Here is a 15,226-nt window from a genome sequence, read left to right as displayed (position 1 = left end):
ATCCGACGCCCGCCGGGTGCCTCCTGCGCCCCGCCCCCCCGGACCCATCGATCCGCATCGAGCCATTCATTTTCATTACACCGATATTTACGGTTTACCCGAGTACTAAACACCTGTCGGACCCCATCCGTAAGGACGTGGATTACATCCAGTAATTTAGATGCGAATCATTCTTGTTTACATTGACTTTCGCATTTGACACTCCTACGATGCGCCGCGTTGCGTTCATCTTCATGCTCCGGCCAATCAGTGCCGAGTGTCCGGACAGCGACCGACAAGCAGGACTCCAGACTAAATAGAACCAGGGATTTGATATGAAGTTTGCGTCGTTCCAGGGAGACAACATCCGGGCCCGGATGCGCCCCGCCGCGTGTGCGGCCATCCTCGCGTGCGCATCGTTCGCGAGCGGGGCGGCTTTTGCCGCCGTGCCGGTCGACGCACAGCCCGAAGCCCCCGAAGCCGACCTGGCGATCCAGGCGAAGCCGACCAACATGTGGACCGGCATCTGGACGCGCCAGAACCTGCTCGGCGACATGGGCGGCATCCGCCCGTGGCTCGGCAAGTATGGCGCGACGCTGCTGATCACCGAAACCAGCGAATACCTCGCGAACGTGCGCGGCGGCCTGAACCGCGGCGGCGCCTACGACGGGCTGACGACGGCCACTTTGACGGTCGACACGCAGAAGGCGATCGGCCTGCCCGGCGGCACGTTCAACGTCAGCGCGCTGCAGATCCACGGCACCAACCTGAGTACGCGCAATCTCGGCACGCTCAACACTGCGAGCGGCATCGAGGCGCAGGGCACGACGCGCCTGTGGGAGCTGTGGTACCAGCAGTCGTTCATGGACAAGCGCGTCGACGTGAAGATCGGCCAGCAGAGCCTGGACCAGGAATTCATGGTCAGCACGTATGCGAACACGTTCGTCAACACGATGTTCGGCTGGCCCGCGCTGCCGTCGTACGACCTGCCCAACGGCGGCCCCGCCTATCCGCTCGCGGGTCTCGGCGTGCGCGTACGCGCGCAGATCACGCCGAAGCTCACCGCGCTCGCAGGCGTGTTCGACGGCGATCCGCTCGGCAACAACCCGAATAACCTGAGCGGCACCAACTTCAACCTGCACAACGGCGCGCTCTATATCGGCGAACTGCAGTACGCGCTGAACCAGCCGTCCGACGGCGAAATGGACACCGGCCGCTCGAACGGGCTGCCGGGCACCTACAAGATCGGCGTCTGGTATCACAACGGCCGCTTCGCGGACCAGAACGTCGGCACCGACGGGCTGTCGCTCGCGGACCCGGCGTCGAACGGCACTGCGCAGCAGCGTCACGGCAACTACAGCTTCTACGCGGTGGCCGACCAGATGATCTGGCGCCCCGACCCGACCGGCCCGCGCAGCCTCGGCGTGTTCGCGCGCGTGATGGGCGCGCCGGGTGACCGCAACCTGGTGAGTTTCTCGGCCAACGCGGGGATCGTGCTGAAGGCGCCGTTCGAAGGCCGCGACAACGACAGCGTCGGCCTCGGCGTCACGTACATCCAGGTCGGCAACCACGTGACCGACCTCGACCAGACCGCGCGAACGTTCGCGACCGGCCCGTACGGCGTGCGCACCCGCGAGACGACGCTCGAAGCGACCTACCAGTACCAGGTCAACCCGTGGTGGATCGTCCAGGCCGACGCGCAGTACACGTTCAATGCCGGCGCCGGCCAGAACCCGAGCGACGCGACCCAGCCGCTGCGCAACACATTCGTGATCGGCGCGCGTACGACGATCACGTTCTGAGCGTGACGCGCCCACGCTGACCATTTTCGCGCGCCGCCCGGACGGCGCGCCCCCCAGGAGATTCACATGATTCGATCCGCCCCGCTTCGCCGCCTCGCGACGGGCGCACTGGCCGCCGCCGCGCTGACGGCCGCCGCCGGCGCACTCGCCGAGCCGCAAGGTTTCCTCGAGACCGTGCATCGCCACACCACGCTCGTCAACACGGTGCCGGACAACGGCGACCAGAACCCCTACGCGATCGCGGTCGCGCCGGTGTCGGCCGGCACGATCCAGGCGGGCGACGTGCTCGTCGACAACTTCAACAACTCGGCGAACCTGCAAGGCACCGGCAGCACGATCGTCAACTACCGCCCGTCGACGAAGCAGCTGAGCCTGTTCGCGTCGATCCCGCGCGACCTGAAGGCGTGCCCCGGGGGCGTCGGCCTGTCGACGGCGATGACGATGCTCAAGTCGGGCTGGGTGATCGTCGGCAGCACGCCGAGCAACGACGGCACGACCAACACCAAGGGCGCCGGCTGCCTGATCGTGCTCGATCCGCAAGGCAAGATCGCGTCGACGTGGTCGACGCCCAACATCAACGACCCGTGGGGCAACATGGCCGTGGTCGACCGCGGCGACAGCGCGACGCTGTTCGTCAGCATGGCCGGCTTCGGCGTCGGCGGCGCGGACGGCAATCCGCCCGTCTACAAGCAGGCGACGGTACTGCGTCTCGACCTCGACGTGCCGGCCGGCAAGCCGCCCGTGATCAAACAGGAAACGGTCGTCGCGAGCGGCCTCGGCGCGCAGGCCGACAAGGGCGTGTTCCTGGTCGGCCCGACCGGCCTCGCGCTGTCGGGCGACCAGAAGAAGCTGTACGTGTCGGACGCGATCGGCAACCGCATCGTCGAGATCGACGACCCGCTCACGCGCGACACCAGCGCGGGCGTCGGCCGCCAGGTCACCGCCGACGGCTTCCTGCGCCGCCCGCTCGCGCTCGCCACCGCACCGAACGGTCACCTGCTCGCAACCAATGCGCAGAACGGCCAGGTCGTCGAAATCGACCCGGTTGCCGGCAAGCAGATCTACGCGCGCTGGATCAACACCGACAAGGCGCAGACGCCCCCCGGCAACGGCAACCTGTTCGGCATCGCGATGACACCTGAAGGCGACGGTTTCTACTACGTCGCGGACGACGTCAACACGCTGTTGCTCGCGAAGTAACGGAGCCCATCATGGCAGACGATTCCAACCAGCCACCACGCCCCGCGCGGCGTGGCTTCCTGAAGGCGGGCGGCGCCGCGGTGGCCGCCGGCCTCGCGGCGGCGTCGATCCCGGCCGCGAAGGCGGCGGATGCACCCGCCGCCGCGCCCGCGCCCGCTTCCGCGCATGACGACGTCGAGCCGTTCTACGGCAAGCACCAGAGCGGCATCGCGACGCCGCAGCAGCGCCACGCGTATTTCGCGGCGCTCGACCTGACGACGGCCCAGCGCGCGGATGTCATCGCGCTGCTGAAGACCTGGACCGACGCCGCCGCGCGGATGACGCGCGGCGATACCGCGCAACCGCTTGCCACGACGGGCAGCGACGAAGTCGCGCCGGCGGACGGCGGCGACGCGCTCGGCCTCGGCCCTGCGCGCCTGACGATCACGTTCGGCTTCGGCCCCGGCATGTTCGTGCTGGCGGGCAAGGACCGCTTCGGCCTCGCGAAGCACCGCCCCGCTGCGCTCGTCGACCTGCCACGTTTCAACGGCGACCAGCTGCTGCCCGAGAAGACCGGCGGCGACCTGTTCATCCAGGCGTGCGCGGACGACGCGCAGGTCGCGTTCCACGCGGTGCGCCAGCTCGTTCGCCTCGGTGCGAAGGCAACGCAGATGCGCTGGGGCCAGGCCGGCTTCACGTCGGGCAAGCCCGGCGAAACGCCGCGCAACCTGATGGGCTTCAAGGACGGTACGATGAATCCGCCAATGTCCGACCCGGCCGCGATGAACGAATTCGTGTGGGCCGGCAGCGAAGGCCCGGCATGGATGAACGGCGGCACCTACACGGTCGTGCGCCGGATCCGCATCACGCTCGAGCACTGGGACAACACGGAACTCGGCTTCCAGGAGCAGGTGGTCGGCCGTCACAAGTACAGCGGCGCGCCGCTCGGCCAGAAGAACGAGTTCGAGGCACTCGATCTCGACGCGGCCGACAAGGACGGCAACCCGGTGATCCCCGACAACTCGCACGCGCGTCTCGCGTCGCCGCAGTTGAACAACGGCGCGCAGATCCTGCGCCGCGCGTACTCGTACAACGACAGCACGAACTTCTACATCGAGCGCTGGCCGCCGTGGCGCCAGCAGACCGAGTACGACGCGGGGCTGATGTTCGTCGCGCACCAGCGCGACCCGCGCAAGGGCTTCATTCCGATCAACGAGAAGCTCGCGAAGCTGGACATCATGAACCAGTTCACCACGCACGTCGGCAGCGCGATCTTCGCGTGTCCGCCGGGCGCGCAACCAGGTTCGTACATCGGCGCCGCGCTGTTCGAGGCATGACGACACGCAACGCAAGGCAACGCACACCTTCCCGGCCCGGCCGGGTGCAACCTGCTGAAAACCACATGAACACTTCACCCGTTAGCCGCCCGCTGCGGCACCTGATTTCCGCGGCGGCCGCCGCGCTCATGCTGACCGGCGCACTGCACGCCGCGCGTGCACACGCCGCGACGCTCACGCTGTACAACGCGCAGCACGAGCAGGTCGTCAACCAACTCGTCAAGGACTTCGAAGCACAGAGCGGCATCACCGTGAAGGTGCGCTCGGGCGAAGGCCCGGCGCTCGCCGCGCAGCTCGTCGCGGAAGGCGACCGCACGCCGGCCGACGTGTACTTCACCGAGAACTCGCCGGAGCTCGTGCTGCTCGACCGCAAGGGCCTGTTCGCGAAGACCGACGCCGCCACGCTGCAGTCGGTGCCCGCGCGCTTCAACCCGGCGGACGGCAACTGGGTCGGCGTGCTCGCGCGCGAGAACGTGCTTATCTACAACACCGCGAAAATCCAGCCGCAGCAGTTGCCCGCTTCGCTGCTCGATCTCGCGAAGCCCGAATGGAAGGGCAAGGTCGGTGTCGCGCCGAGCGACGCGGACTTCCTGCCGCTCGTGAGCGCGGTGCTCGCCCTGCACGGCGAAGCCGCGACGCTGCAATGGCTGAAGGGCCTGAAGGCCAACGCGCAGATCTTCGACGACGACGAAGGCGTGACGGCGGCCGTCAACCGCGGCGGCGTGCTGACCGGCATCGTCAACAACTACTACTGGGACCGCCTGCACGCCGAGCTCGGCGACAAGTCGACCCGCAGCGCGATCTACCACTTCGGCAAGGGCGACGTCGGCGGTGCCGTCAACGTGTCCGGCGCCGCGGTGCTGAAGGCATCGAAGCACCAGCCGGAAGCGCAGAAGTTCGTCGCGTATCTCGTCAGCGAGCGCGCGCAGAAACTGATGGCCGGCGGCCATATCAGCTTCGAGTATCCGCTGCATCCGGGCGTCGCTCCGGATCCGATCCTGAAGCCGTTCAACGAACTGACCCCGCCGGCGCTGACGTTCGAACAGCTCGGCGATGACAGCCAGGCCGGCAAGCTGCTGCGCCAGGCCGGTCTGCTCTGACCATGAGCGACGCCGTGTCCCGCACGGCACGCGCCGCACGCGGCGGCGAGCACATGACGACACGGCGCCGCCCGTCACGCGCACTCGTCGCCGCGGCCGCGTGCGGGCCGCTCGCGATCCTGCTGCCGCTCGGCTTCACGCTGTACCGCGCGGCCACTTTCGGCATCGACGATGCGATCGAGCTGCTGTGGCGCCCGCTCGTCGGCGAACTGCTGGTCAACACGTTGTCGATCACGCTCGCCGCGACCCTCGCGTGCACGCTGCTCGGCACGGCGCTCGCGTGGTTCATCGAGCGCACCGACCTGCCCGCCCGGCCGCTGTGGACCGCGCTCGCGGCCGCGCCGCTCGCGGTGCCGCCGTTCATCACGAGCTACGCGTGGGTGTCGCTGAGCCTCGACCTGCAGGATTTCCTCGGCGCGCTGATCGTGCTGACCTCCGCGTACTTCCCGCTCGTCTACCTGCCGGTGGCCGCCGCGCTGCGCGAGCTCGATCCCGCGCTGGAAGAAAGCGCGCGCACACTCGGCTGCTCGCCGTGGCATACCTTCTTTCGCGTCGTGCTGCCGCAGCTGCGCCCCGCGCTGTGCGGCGGGATGCTGCTCGTCGCGCTCGGCGTGCTGTCCGAGTTCGGCGCATTCCAGTTGCTGCGCTTTCGCACGTTCACGACCGAGATCTACGCGGAATATCGCACCGCATTCGACGGCGGCGGCGCATCGCTGCTCGGCTGCGTGCTGATCGCGCTGTGCCTGCTGTGCCTTGCGTTCGAAGCGCGCGCACGCGGCCATGCGCGCTACGGCCATACGCACCGCGCCGCGCGCCGCGTCGCGATGCGTTACCCGCTTGGCCGTCTGCGCGGCCCCGTCACCGTTGCATTCGCCGCACTAGCGGCCGCGACGCTCGGCGTCCCGCTCGCGATGATCGGCTACTGGCTCACGCAACAGGGCGCGGCCGCCGTCACGCCGGCCGACGTGTCGCCCGAGCTGCTGTGGCAGGCCACGCTCGCATCGTCCGGCTATGGCTTGATGGCCGCAGCCGTCACGACGCTGCTCGCGCTGCCGCTCGCGTTCCTGCTGGTCCGTTATCCGGGCCGCGTCGCAACGCTGCTCGAGCGCACCGCGATGACCGTGCAGGGTGTGCCGGGCATCGTCGTCGCGCTGGCGATCGTGTCGATCACGGTGCGACTGCTGCAGCCGCTCTACCAGAGCGCACCCGCGCTCGTCGGCGCATACGCGATCCTGTTCCTGCCGCTCGCGGTCGTCAGCGTGCGCGCCGCGCTGTCGCACGTGCAGGCCCGGCTCGAGGAAACCGCGCGCTCACTCGGCCTTGGCTGGCGCGCGACCCTCACGCGCGTGGTGCTGCCGCTCGCGGCACCCGGTCTCGGCGCAGCCGCGACGATGGTGTTCATCTCGGTCGTGACGGAACTCAACGCGACGCTGCTGCTGTCGCCGATCGGCACCCGCACGCTCGCGACGCAGGTGTGGAGCGATACGGCGACGCTCGCATTCGCCGCCGCGGCGCCCTACGCGGCGCTGCTCGTCGCGCTGTCGCTCGGCGCATCGGGACTGCTGTTCCTGCTGCTCGGCCGCGCGTCGGTGCGCAACTGAGCGACGCCCTTTTTCCCCGGAACCGCCCATGAGCGAACTACGCATCCACGGCCTGTCGAAATCGTTCGGATCGCATACCGTCCTGCACGACATCGACCTCACGGTGCGGCGCGGCTCGCGCCTCGCGCTGCTCGGCCCGTCCGGCAGCGGCAAGACGACCCTGCTGCGCGTGCTGTGCGGCTTCGAGCGCGCCGAGCGCGGCACCGTCGAAATCGACGGCCGCCGCGTGGCCGCGCCCGACGTGCACGTGCCGCCCGAACAGCGCCGGATCGGCTACGTGCCGCAGGAAGGGGCGCTGTTTCCGCATCTGTCGGTGGCCGACAACATCGCGTTCGGGCTGCCGCGCGCGGCGCGGCGGCGCCATCATCGCGTCGACGAACTGCTCGAGATGGTCGGGCTGCCCGCGTCGTATGCGAGCCGTGCGCCGCAGCAACTGTCCGGCGGGCAGCAGCAGCGCGTCGCGCTCGCACGCGCGCTCGCGCCCGAGCCATCGCTCGTGATCCTCGACGAACCGTTCTCGGCGCTCGACACGTCGCTGCGCCACGAAACGCGCAGCGCAGTCGCCGATGCACTTGCCGCAGCCGGCGCGACATCGGTGCTCGTCACGCACGACCAGCCCGAGGCGATGACGCTCGGCGATGAAGTGGCCGTGATGTGGCATGGCCGGCTCGTGCAGACGGCCGTGCCGCAGACGCTGTATCGTCAGCCCGTCACGCGCGACGTCGCGTCGTTCGTCGGGCAGGCGGTGCTGCTCGCCGGCCGCGTGCGCGGCACGCACATCGCCTGCGCGCTCGGCGACCTGCCGCTCGTCGCGCCGCTGCCGGACGGTCCGGCCGATGCGATGCTGCGTCCCGAGCAGATCGGCATCGTGCCGCTCACGCACGCCGATGCGGCGCGCGGCCATACGGCGCGTGTCGAAGCCGCGCAGTTCGCGGGCCAGGACGCCGACGTGCTCCTGCGGCTCGATGCCGATGGCGACGTGCGCGTGCGCGCACGCGTGCCGGGACACCGGTGTCCGGCCGTCGGCGAACGTGTCGCACTGGTGGTGGATGGCGCGGTGATGGCGTACGCGTGCTGAGCGGCGCAGCACGCCGCTACGCGCTTTTCCTCGCGTTCACCCGCGTTCAGGCATCGGCGCAGCCCGCATCCGGCAGCGGCCGGAACGTCCGCCCCTCCGTCTCGACCGCCGCGCCCAGCAGCCGCGCGAGCCCCTTCGCGCCTTCACGCATCACGACGTCGTGATTCCATCGGAACAGCGGGCGACCGAGCAACTCCAGCCGGTTCATCCAGCGCACGTGCGTGCGGATGTGCCAGTCGTAGCGCACGATCGTACGGGCACCGTCGGCGACGAACGACCAGCATCCGTCACCTTCGATCGCGCCGCTCGCGCGACCTTCGAGTGCATGCGGCGGCTCGACGCGTCGCACGCGCATGTCGAAGGTCAACCGGTAAGGCAGCGCCCCCTTCCACGTGTACCGGTGCAGCGCGCCAACGCCGCGCGCGTCACCCGGCTCGATCTCGACGGTGCGCACGGCCCCCTTCCACCAGTCCGGCCAGCGGTCGACCTGGTAGATCGCGTCCCACACCGCCGCGAGCGGCGCGTCCACGCGCCAGATCGTCGAGAACCGGTATTCCGCCATGCAGCCTCCGGCATGCCTGTCACGGGCATGAGTCAGCGCACCGCTCAGGGCGCGAAGAAGCGTTCGGGAAACGCGACGTCGATCTCGACGTCGTCGAGCGTCACGGTTTCGAGCGGCACGTCGTCACCGTCCGCGAAACTGACGACCTTCAGCGGAAAGCCGTCCTCGGTATCGAGCCACAGCCGGTAGCGATGCACGCCGTCGACCGCATGCGCGGGCGCGCCCGTGACCGACACGCGCAGCGCAGTGCGGCCGCCGACGGCCTCCTCGCCTTCGGTCACCGTCGCACCGCCCTCCTGCAGCGCATGGACGTTGCGCAGCAGTTCGCCGACGTCCGACCGGTCGACCCGGTGGCCGCTGCGGTCGCGCACGAGCGGATTGGATGGCGACAGCGTCAGCGCGGGCGGCGCATGCGCGCCGAACGGACGCAACCGCACCTTGCCGTCGCCGGGATCGTACGCGAGCACCGCGCCGTGATGCGGCGACACGAAATCCATCCGGACGAAGCCCGGTTTCAGGTACGCGTAACGGATTTCGGTGTGCTCGCCCCCGCGCGCGGACGAGCGGATCGTCGCGCGATACGAGCGGACGTGGTCGAAATGCGCCTGCGCGACGGTCACGGGATCGGCGGTCATGCTCGCTCCTATCAGGCTCGCGGCCAGCAACGCGGCGATCACGGCGCCGCCTCGACATCGAGCGCGCCTTCCATCCCGCGCTCGCGATGGCTTTTGAAAAACAGCAGCCGATGCGTGCAATAGTAGGCGAACCGGCCCGGCTGCGACGGCGTGAAGCGAAACGTCTTCGGCGTCGTGCCGAGCTCGGTGCGCACCGCGATACCGGCCTGCGGCGCATCGATTTCGAAGCTGTGCGGCACCGGGCCAGGCTCGGTCGACACGGTCAACTCGACCGGCACGTGTGCCCGCACGATCACGTGGTTCGGCCGGAAGAAATAGCTGCCGCCGACGATCGCCACCCGTTGCACGCCATCGGCGTCTACCGGCACGCGCAGCGGCACGTCACCGTCCGCCTGCGCAAGCGCCGTGCCCGCGGCGAGCGCCGCCAGCACCAGCATCGGCACGAGCCCCTTCGTCATCGTCGTCTTCATCACGTGCTCCCTGCCGGCGCCGAGCGTGTCATCCCTTCCACGCGTCGGTCGGGCCGCCTAGCGCGCCGCACGCGTCGATCGCGAGTTCGCGCAGGCGCCGTTCGTCGCCCTGGCCGGACAATGCGTAGCCCATCCCGCGATTCGACCAGAAATACGTGTAGCGGCCGCCGGCCGACATCGCCTGCGGCGCGAGACGCCGTGTGTCGTAGGCCGTCATGTACAGCGTCACGCGTTCGCCGTCCGCGCGCTGGTACATGAGTTGCGCGGCCGGCCCCGCTTCGCCCGGGAGCAGCCGGCCGCCGAGCAACCGGTAACCGTATTCGTCGAGCGACGGCGCACGCACGGCCCGCCCGAGACGCGCGGACAGCCACGCGACGAGATGGTCAGGGTCGCCCGCGCCGACCTCGACCGGATGGTCGCGGTCGGCCACGTACGTCGCATAGGCGACATCCGCGCGCGCGGCGAACCCCGGTTCACCGCCGAACGCCACCCAGCCCGCATGCAGCGCGACACCGATCAGCAGCCCGGCCGCGAGCCCCGCGAACGCATAGGCGATCCCGCGCCGGCGCGGCTCACGGCGTTGCACGAACAGCGCGGGCGCGGCGGCCGGCAGCGGAAACAGCGCCTGCAGCGCATCGCGCTGCGCCCGATAGTGCGCGAGTCGTTCGGCCTCCTCCGGATCGGCCAGCACGCGCTCGAGCACCTCGCGACGCTCGTGCCCGGACAGCTCGCCGTCCAGCAACGCGGACAGCAGTTGCGCCGACGCATCGTCATCCCGCGCGTTCGAAGGCTTGTGCGGATCGTCCATCATGTCTTCCCGATCACCCGTAATGCAGCCGTGCCGTGCGCCGGCGGCTCGTCGGACAACAGCGCACGCATCTGGCCGCGCGCCCGTGCGAGCCGCGACATCACCGTCCCCACCGGGACGCCGAGCACTTCCGCGGCATCGCGATAGCTCAATTCCTCGAGCGCGACCAGCAGCAGCACCTCGCGCTGTTCGACCGGCAGCCGGTACAGCGCGCGCTGCACGTCGCGCAGCACCAGCCCGCCGATTTCGCCGGCCGGTGCGGCCATCGTCTGCCACGGCGCCGTCGCATCGTCGACCGCGATCTCGTGCCGTGCGCGCAACTGGTCGATGAAGCGGTGCCGCAGCAGCGTCAGCAGCCATGCGCGCAGGTTGCCGCCGTCGCGCGGCGGGCGGTTCAGCGCTCGCTCGAGCGTGTCCTGCACGAGATCGTCTGCCCAGGCCCGGTCACCCGTCAGCGCGCGCGCATAACGCGTGAGATGCGGCAACCACACCAGCAGGTCCGATTCGTAGCTCATCAGGATGCCTCGCGCACCGCCCCACCGCCCGTCGTCACGGACGCGCGACGTGCCACATGCCGCCGACCCCGTCGCCGCCCGCGTCACCGGGCTTGTGATCGAGCTTCCAGCGATACAGCGGGCGCCCGCGGTATGCCCATTGCTTGCTGCCGTCGTCGCGCGCGACGACACTCAGCGCGCCGGTTGCCTTGTCGTACGCGTCGGCCAGCGCAGGCGGCCAGTTCGTCGCGCACGCGCGGTCGCATGCGCTCTTGCCGGGCGCATCGCGATCGAACACGTACAGCGTCATGTGATCTTCGTCGACCAGCTTTCCGTCGCCGGCTCGCGGTGGTTCCGCGGCGGCCGGTCGCACGATTGCCGCCGTCAGCGCGGCGACGACGAGTATCCGTTTCATGCCCTTTCTCCTTGACACGGCATCGCGATACGGCGGCACCGGCCGGGACGATCGGCTTCGTCACGACCATTATCCCGCCGGCCGGCGTTGCCGGGATTCGGTATGTAAACGGATGGCGGCGACCGGTTATTCCACGCCGGTCGGCGAGCGTCGTCTTCGGCGGCGGCAACCATTCGTGCGGCGAAAGAAAAAAGGGGCACCAAAAGACAACGCGGCATGACATTGCTGTCATGCCGCGTCGTGCGGCCCGTTGCGCACGGCGGCCGATCCGGCTCCGCCGTGCGTGCGCGCCGGTTACTTCGGCAGTGCGCCCGTGAGCGACTGGAGCAACGACGACACCGGCGCGAGCGGGTTGCCCGGCGCGCTGTTGCCCGAATGCGGCGTGACCGACAGGCCCGGCGCGGAGCCGAGCGCCGTGCCCACCGTCGTGCCGACCGCGTTGACGACCGTCGCCGTCGCGTTGGCGCCCGTCGTCAGCAGCGAGCCGACTGCGCCCGCCGTGCCGCCGGCCGCGTTCGCGCCCGAGCCGAGCAGGCTGCCGCCCGCTGCCGCCGTCGAACCGGCCGCGCCCGACAGCGCGCCGGCCGCCTGCCCGAGGGCTACCGGACCGTTCGCGAGTGCGCCCGTCACCGAACCGAGCGCACCGGTCAGTGCGCCGGCCGGGTTGCTGCCGCCCGTCAGACCGCTCACGAGGTTCGTGATCGGGGCGATCGGGTTGCTGCCCGCCGCGCCCGACAGCGTGCCGACGACCTGGTTCACGACGCCTTGCACCGGCGCCAGCGGGTTCGAGCCGCCGAGGTTGCCGAGCGTGCCGACCACCTGGTTCACGACGCCCTGTACCGGGGCCAGCGGACTCGAGCCGCCGAGGTTGCCGAGTGCGCCCACGACGGAGCCGACCGCGTTACCCAGTGCGTTCGTGGCCGTGCCGACCGCGTTGCTGCTGCCGAGCGTGCCGACGACCTGGCTCACGACGCCTTGCACCGGTGCCAGCGGGTTCGAGCCACCGAGGTTGCCGAGTGCGCCCGTCACCGAGCCCAGTGCGCCGGTCAGCGCGCCGGCTGCGTTGCCGCCCGTCGGCAGCGCATTCTGCAGCCCGTTGACGAGGTTCGTGATCGGCGTGATCGGGCTACCGCCACCGGCGCCGGACAGCGTGCCGACGACCTGGTTCACGACGCCTTGCACCGGCGCCAGCGGGCTTCCCGCGCCGCCGAGCGTACCGGCGAGCTGCGTGACGACACCCTGCACCGGAGCCAGCGGGCTTCCCGCGCCGCCGACGTTGCCGAGCGTGCCCGTGATCGTGTTGACCGCGTTGCTCAGTGCGCCGGCCGGATTGCCGCTGCCGAGCGTACCCGTGACCTGGTCGACGACGCTCTGGATCGGCGCCAGCGGGTTCGAGCCGCCGCCGATACCGCCCAGTGCACCCGTCACCGTGCCGAGGGCGCCGGTCAGGGCACCTGCCGGATTGCCGCTACCGAGTGCGCCCGTGACCTGGTTCACGACGCCCTGAACCGGCGCCAGCGGGTCCGAGCCGCCACCGATACCGCCCAATGCACCCGTCACCGTGCCGAGGGCGCCGGTCAGTGCACCTGCCGGATTGCCGCTGCCGAGTGCGCCCGTGACCTGGTTCACGACGCCTTGCACCGGTGCCAGCGGGTTCGAGCCGCCGCCGATGCCGCCCAATGCGCCCGTCACCGTGCCGAGCGCGCCGGTCAGTGCGCCTGCCGGATTGCCGCTGCCGAGCGCGCCCGTGACTTGGTTCACAACGCCTTGAACCGGCGCCAGCGGATTCGAGCCACCGCCGATGCCGCCCAATGCGCCCGTCACTTGATTGACGACGCCTTGAACCGGAGCCAGCGGGTCCGAGCCGCCGCCGATACCGCCCAATGCACCCGTGACCGTGCCGAGGGCACCGGTCAGTGCACCTGCCGGATTGCCGCTGCCGAGCGCACCCGTTACTTGATTCACGACGCCTTGAACCGGTGCCAGCGGGTTCGAGCCGCCGCCGATACCGCCCAATGCGCCCGTCACCGTGCCGAGTGCGCCAGTCAGTGCGCCAGCCGGATTGCCGCTACCGAGGGCGCCAGTGACCTGGTTCACGACGCCTTGAACCGGCGCCAGCGGATTCGAACCGCCGCCGATGCCGCCCAGCGCACCCGTCGCCGTACCGAGCGCGCTGCTCAGTGCCCCGGTCGCGGTGTTCAGCGCACCGGTCAGGGCACCTGCCGGGTTGCCTCCGCTCAGCGCACCCGTGACTTGATTCACGACACCTTGAACCGGCGCCAGCGGGCTCGAGCCGCCGCCGATACCACCCAATGCGCCCGTCACCGTGCCGAGGGCACCGGTCAGTGCGCCGGCCGGGTTGCCGCCACCGAGCGCACCCGTCACTTGATTGACCACACCTTGCACCGGCGCCAGCGGATCCGAGCCGCCGCCGATGCCACCCAACGCGCCCGTCACCGTGCCGAGCGCGCCAGTCAGTGCGCCAGCCGGGTTGCCGCTACCGAGCGCACCCGTTACTTGGTTGACGACGCCTTGCACCGGCGCCAGCGGGTTTGAACCACCGCCGATGCCACCCAGTGCGCCCGTCACCGTACCGAGCGCGCCAGTCAGTGCGCCAGCCGGGTTGCCGCTACCGAGCGCACCCGTTACCTGGTTCACGACGCCTTGAACCGGAGCCAGCGGGTTTGAACCGCCGCCTATACCGCCCAGCGCGCCCGTCACCGTGCCGAGGGCACCGGTCAACGCGCCGGCCGGGTTGCCGCCACCGAGCGCACCCGTTACTTGATTGACCACGCCTTGCACCGGCGCCAGCGGATCCGAACCACCGCCGATGCCGCCCAGCGCACCCGTTACCGTGCCGAGCGCGCCAGTCAGTGCACCAGCCGGATTGCCGCCACCGAGCGCACCCGTTACTTGATTGACCACGCCTTGCACCGGCGCCAGCGGGTTCGACCCGCCGCCGACATTACCCAGTGCCCCCGTTACCGTGCCAACCGCATTGCTCAGCGTCCCCGTCGCCGTATTCAGCGCACCGGTCAACGCACCCGCCGGGTTGCCGCCGCCCAACGCACCCGTCACCTGATTCAGCACACCCTGGACCGGCGCGAGCGGCTGCACCGTGCCGCCGCCACCGCCGAGTGCGCCGGTCACCGCCCCCACGGCGCCCGACAGTACCTGGCCGGGATCGCCCAGCGACGTCTGGATCGCGCCCGCCCCGCCTGCCGCCACGGTGACCGAGCCCAGCGGCGACGTACCCGTCGCGACCAACCCGACCGACACGCTGTTCGTCGGCGGGTTGACGATCACTTGCGGAATCGGCAGCGCATCAAGGGCCCCCGCCATCGCGGAACCCGAAGCCAATACCCCGAACACCGTCGCGACCGACAGCGCTACACCCGTCAATTTCAGATTGTGTCCCATCTTTATTTTCCCCATCTCGGTTGGCACAACGTTGATAAAGCATGGGGACCGATTGCACGAAGTGTGCCAATTCGAAAAACAGGATTGATTCGTCTGCCTAATGACCGGCAATAACACTTTTTTAATCGATTTCAGACGAAATTCACGGCATTGGCGCCGCAATCATCTGACGAAAAAGGCCGCTGGAACACGGATGTAACGTAACGTTTGCGAGCCCCGCGGTAACGTGTTCCGGTACATTCCGCGTAACACCGGAACATCCGCTGCAACGGCGCGCCACACCGTCACGAGCAGCTGCCCATTGCGCATTTCAGCAATATGAAAATGCATTGCTCAATCGCCGATT

At 69.6% G+C, this 15,226-nt stretch carries 13 protein-coding genes; 6 read left to right on the top strand and 7 right to left on the bottom strand.

Translation table 11 applies throughout. From position 1 onward, the window contains the following. Positions 1–314: 314 nt before the first annotated feature. The 6 genes from FFS49_RS39090 (at position 315) to FFS49_RS39065 (ending at position 8,076) form a co-directional block, all read left to right on the top strand. On the top strand, positions 315–1,781 hold the full coding sequence (locus FFS49_RS39090) for a carbohydrate porin (protein ID WP_105816046.1): 1,467 nt from the start codon (positions 315–317) through the stop codon (positions 1,779–1,781). Between the two features lie 66 nt (positions 1,782–1,847). After that, complete coding sequence (locus FFS49_RS39085) at positions 1,848–2,981, top strand: hypothetical protein (RefSeq protein ID WP_105816045.1); 1,134 nt, start codon at positions 1,848–1,850, stop codon at positions 2,979–2,981. Between the two features lie 11 nt (positions 2,982–2,992). Next, positions 2,993–4,297, top strand: coding sequence for an iron uptake transporter deferrochelatase/peroxidase subunit (gene efeB / locus FFS49_RS39080; RefSeq protein WP_105816044.1), 1,305 nt, complete (start codon positions 2,993–2,995; stop codon positions 4,295–4,297). 65 nt (positions 4,298–4,362) lie between these two features. Continuing rightward, positions 4,363–5,397, top strand: coding sequence for an iron ABC transporter substrate-binding protein (locus FFS49_RS39075; RefSeq protein WP_039361167.1), 1,035 nt, complete (start codon positions 4,363–4,365; stop codon positions 5,395–5,397). 53 nt (positions 5,398–5,450) lie between these two features. Further along, positions 5,451–6,998, top strand: coding sequence for an iron ABC transporter permease (locus FFS49_RS39070; RefSeq protein ID WP_224755759.1), 1,548 nt, complete (start codon positions 5,451–5,453; stop codon positions 6,996–6,998). A gap of 28 nt (positions 6,999–7,026) precedes the next feature. Next, positions 7,027–8,076: an ABC transporter ATP-binding protein gene (locus tag FFS49_RS39065; protein WP_105816042.1), complete on the top strand. Its 1,050-nt coding sequence runs from the start codon at positions 7,027–7,029 to the stop codon at positions 8,074–8,076. Between the two features lie 46 nt (positions 8,077–8,122). Here the strand turns inward: FFS49_RS39065 and FFS49_RS39060 are convergent, their stop codons facing one another. From FFS49_RS39060 to FFS49_RS39030, 7 genes are all read right to left on the bottom strand, one after another. Further along, on the bottom strand, positions 8,123–8,638 hold the full coding sequence (locus FFS49_RS39060) for an SRPBCC family protein (RefSeq protein WP_105816041.1): 516 nt from the start codon (positions 8,636–8,638) through the stop codon (positions 8,123–8,125). A 44-nt stretch (positions 8,639–8,682) separates the two neighbouring features. Beyond that, positions 8,683–9,315: a DUF1571 domain-containing protein gene (locus FFS49_RS39055; RefSeq protein WP_039361178.1), complete on the bottom strand. Its 633-nt coding sequence runs from the start codon at positions 9,313–9,315 to the stop codon at positions 8,683–8,685. Beyond that, complete coding sequence (locus FFS49_RS39050; RefSeq protein WP_171026907.1) at positions 9,312–9,743, bottom strand: quinol oxidase; 432 nt, start codon at positions 9,741–9,743, stop codon at positions 9,312–9,314. Before FFS49_RS39050 ends, FFS49_RS39055 begins: the two co-directional genes overlap by 4 nt. A 28-nt stretch (positions 9,744–9,771) precedes the next feature. Next, positions 9,772–10,554 (bottom strand): anti-sigma factor, encoded by a 783-nt coding sequence (locus FFS49_RS39045; protein ID WP_105816040.1) that lies wholly within the window; start codon positions 10,552–10,554, stop codon positions 9,772–9,774. Beyond that, entirely contained in the window at positions 10,551–11,066 is a 516-nt protein-coding gene (locus tag FFS49_RS39040) for a sigma-70 family RNA polymerase sigma factor (protein WP_039361534.1), read from the bottom strand. Before FFS49_RS39040 ends, FFS49_RS39045 begins: the two co-directional genes overlap by 4 nt. A 34-nt stretch (positions 11,067–11,100) precedes the next feature. Beyond that, a complete protein-coding gene (locus FFS49_RS39035) occupies positions 11,101–11,460 on the bottom strand; it encodes a hypothetical protein (RefSeq protein WP_105816039.1) in 360 nt (119 codons plus the stop codon). A 294-nt stretch (positions 11,461–11,754) separates the two neighbouring features. After that, complete coding sequence (locus tag FFS49_RS39030; RefSeq protein WP_105816038.1) at positions 11,755–14,880, bottom strand: hypothetical protein; 3,126 nt, start codon at positions 14,878–14,880, stop codon at positions 11,755–11,757. Positions 14,881–15,226 lie beyond the last annotated feature (346 nt).

Origin of the sequence: Burkholderia sp. 4NA327C6, from assembly GCF_005502655.1 — a bacterium.
Classification (GTDB): Bacteria; Pseudomonadota; Gammaproteobacteria; order Burkholderiales; family Burkholderiaceae; genus Burkholderia; species Burkholderia contaminans.
This window is presented reverse-complemented; position numbering and strand designations above follow the sequence as displayed.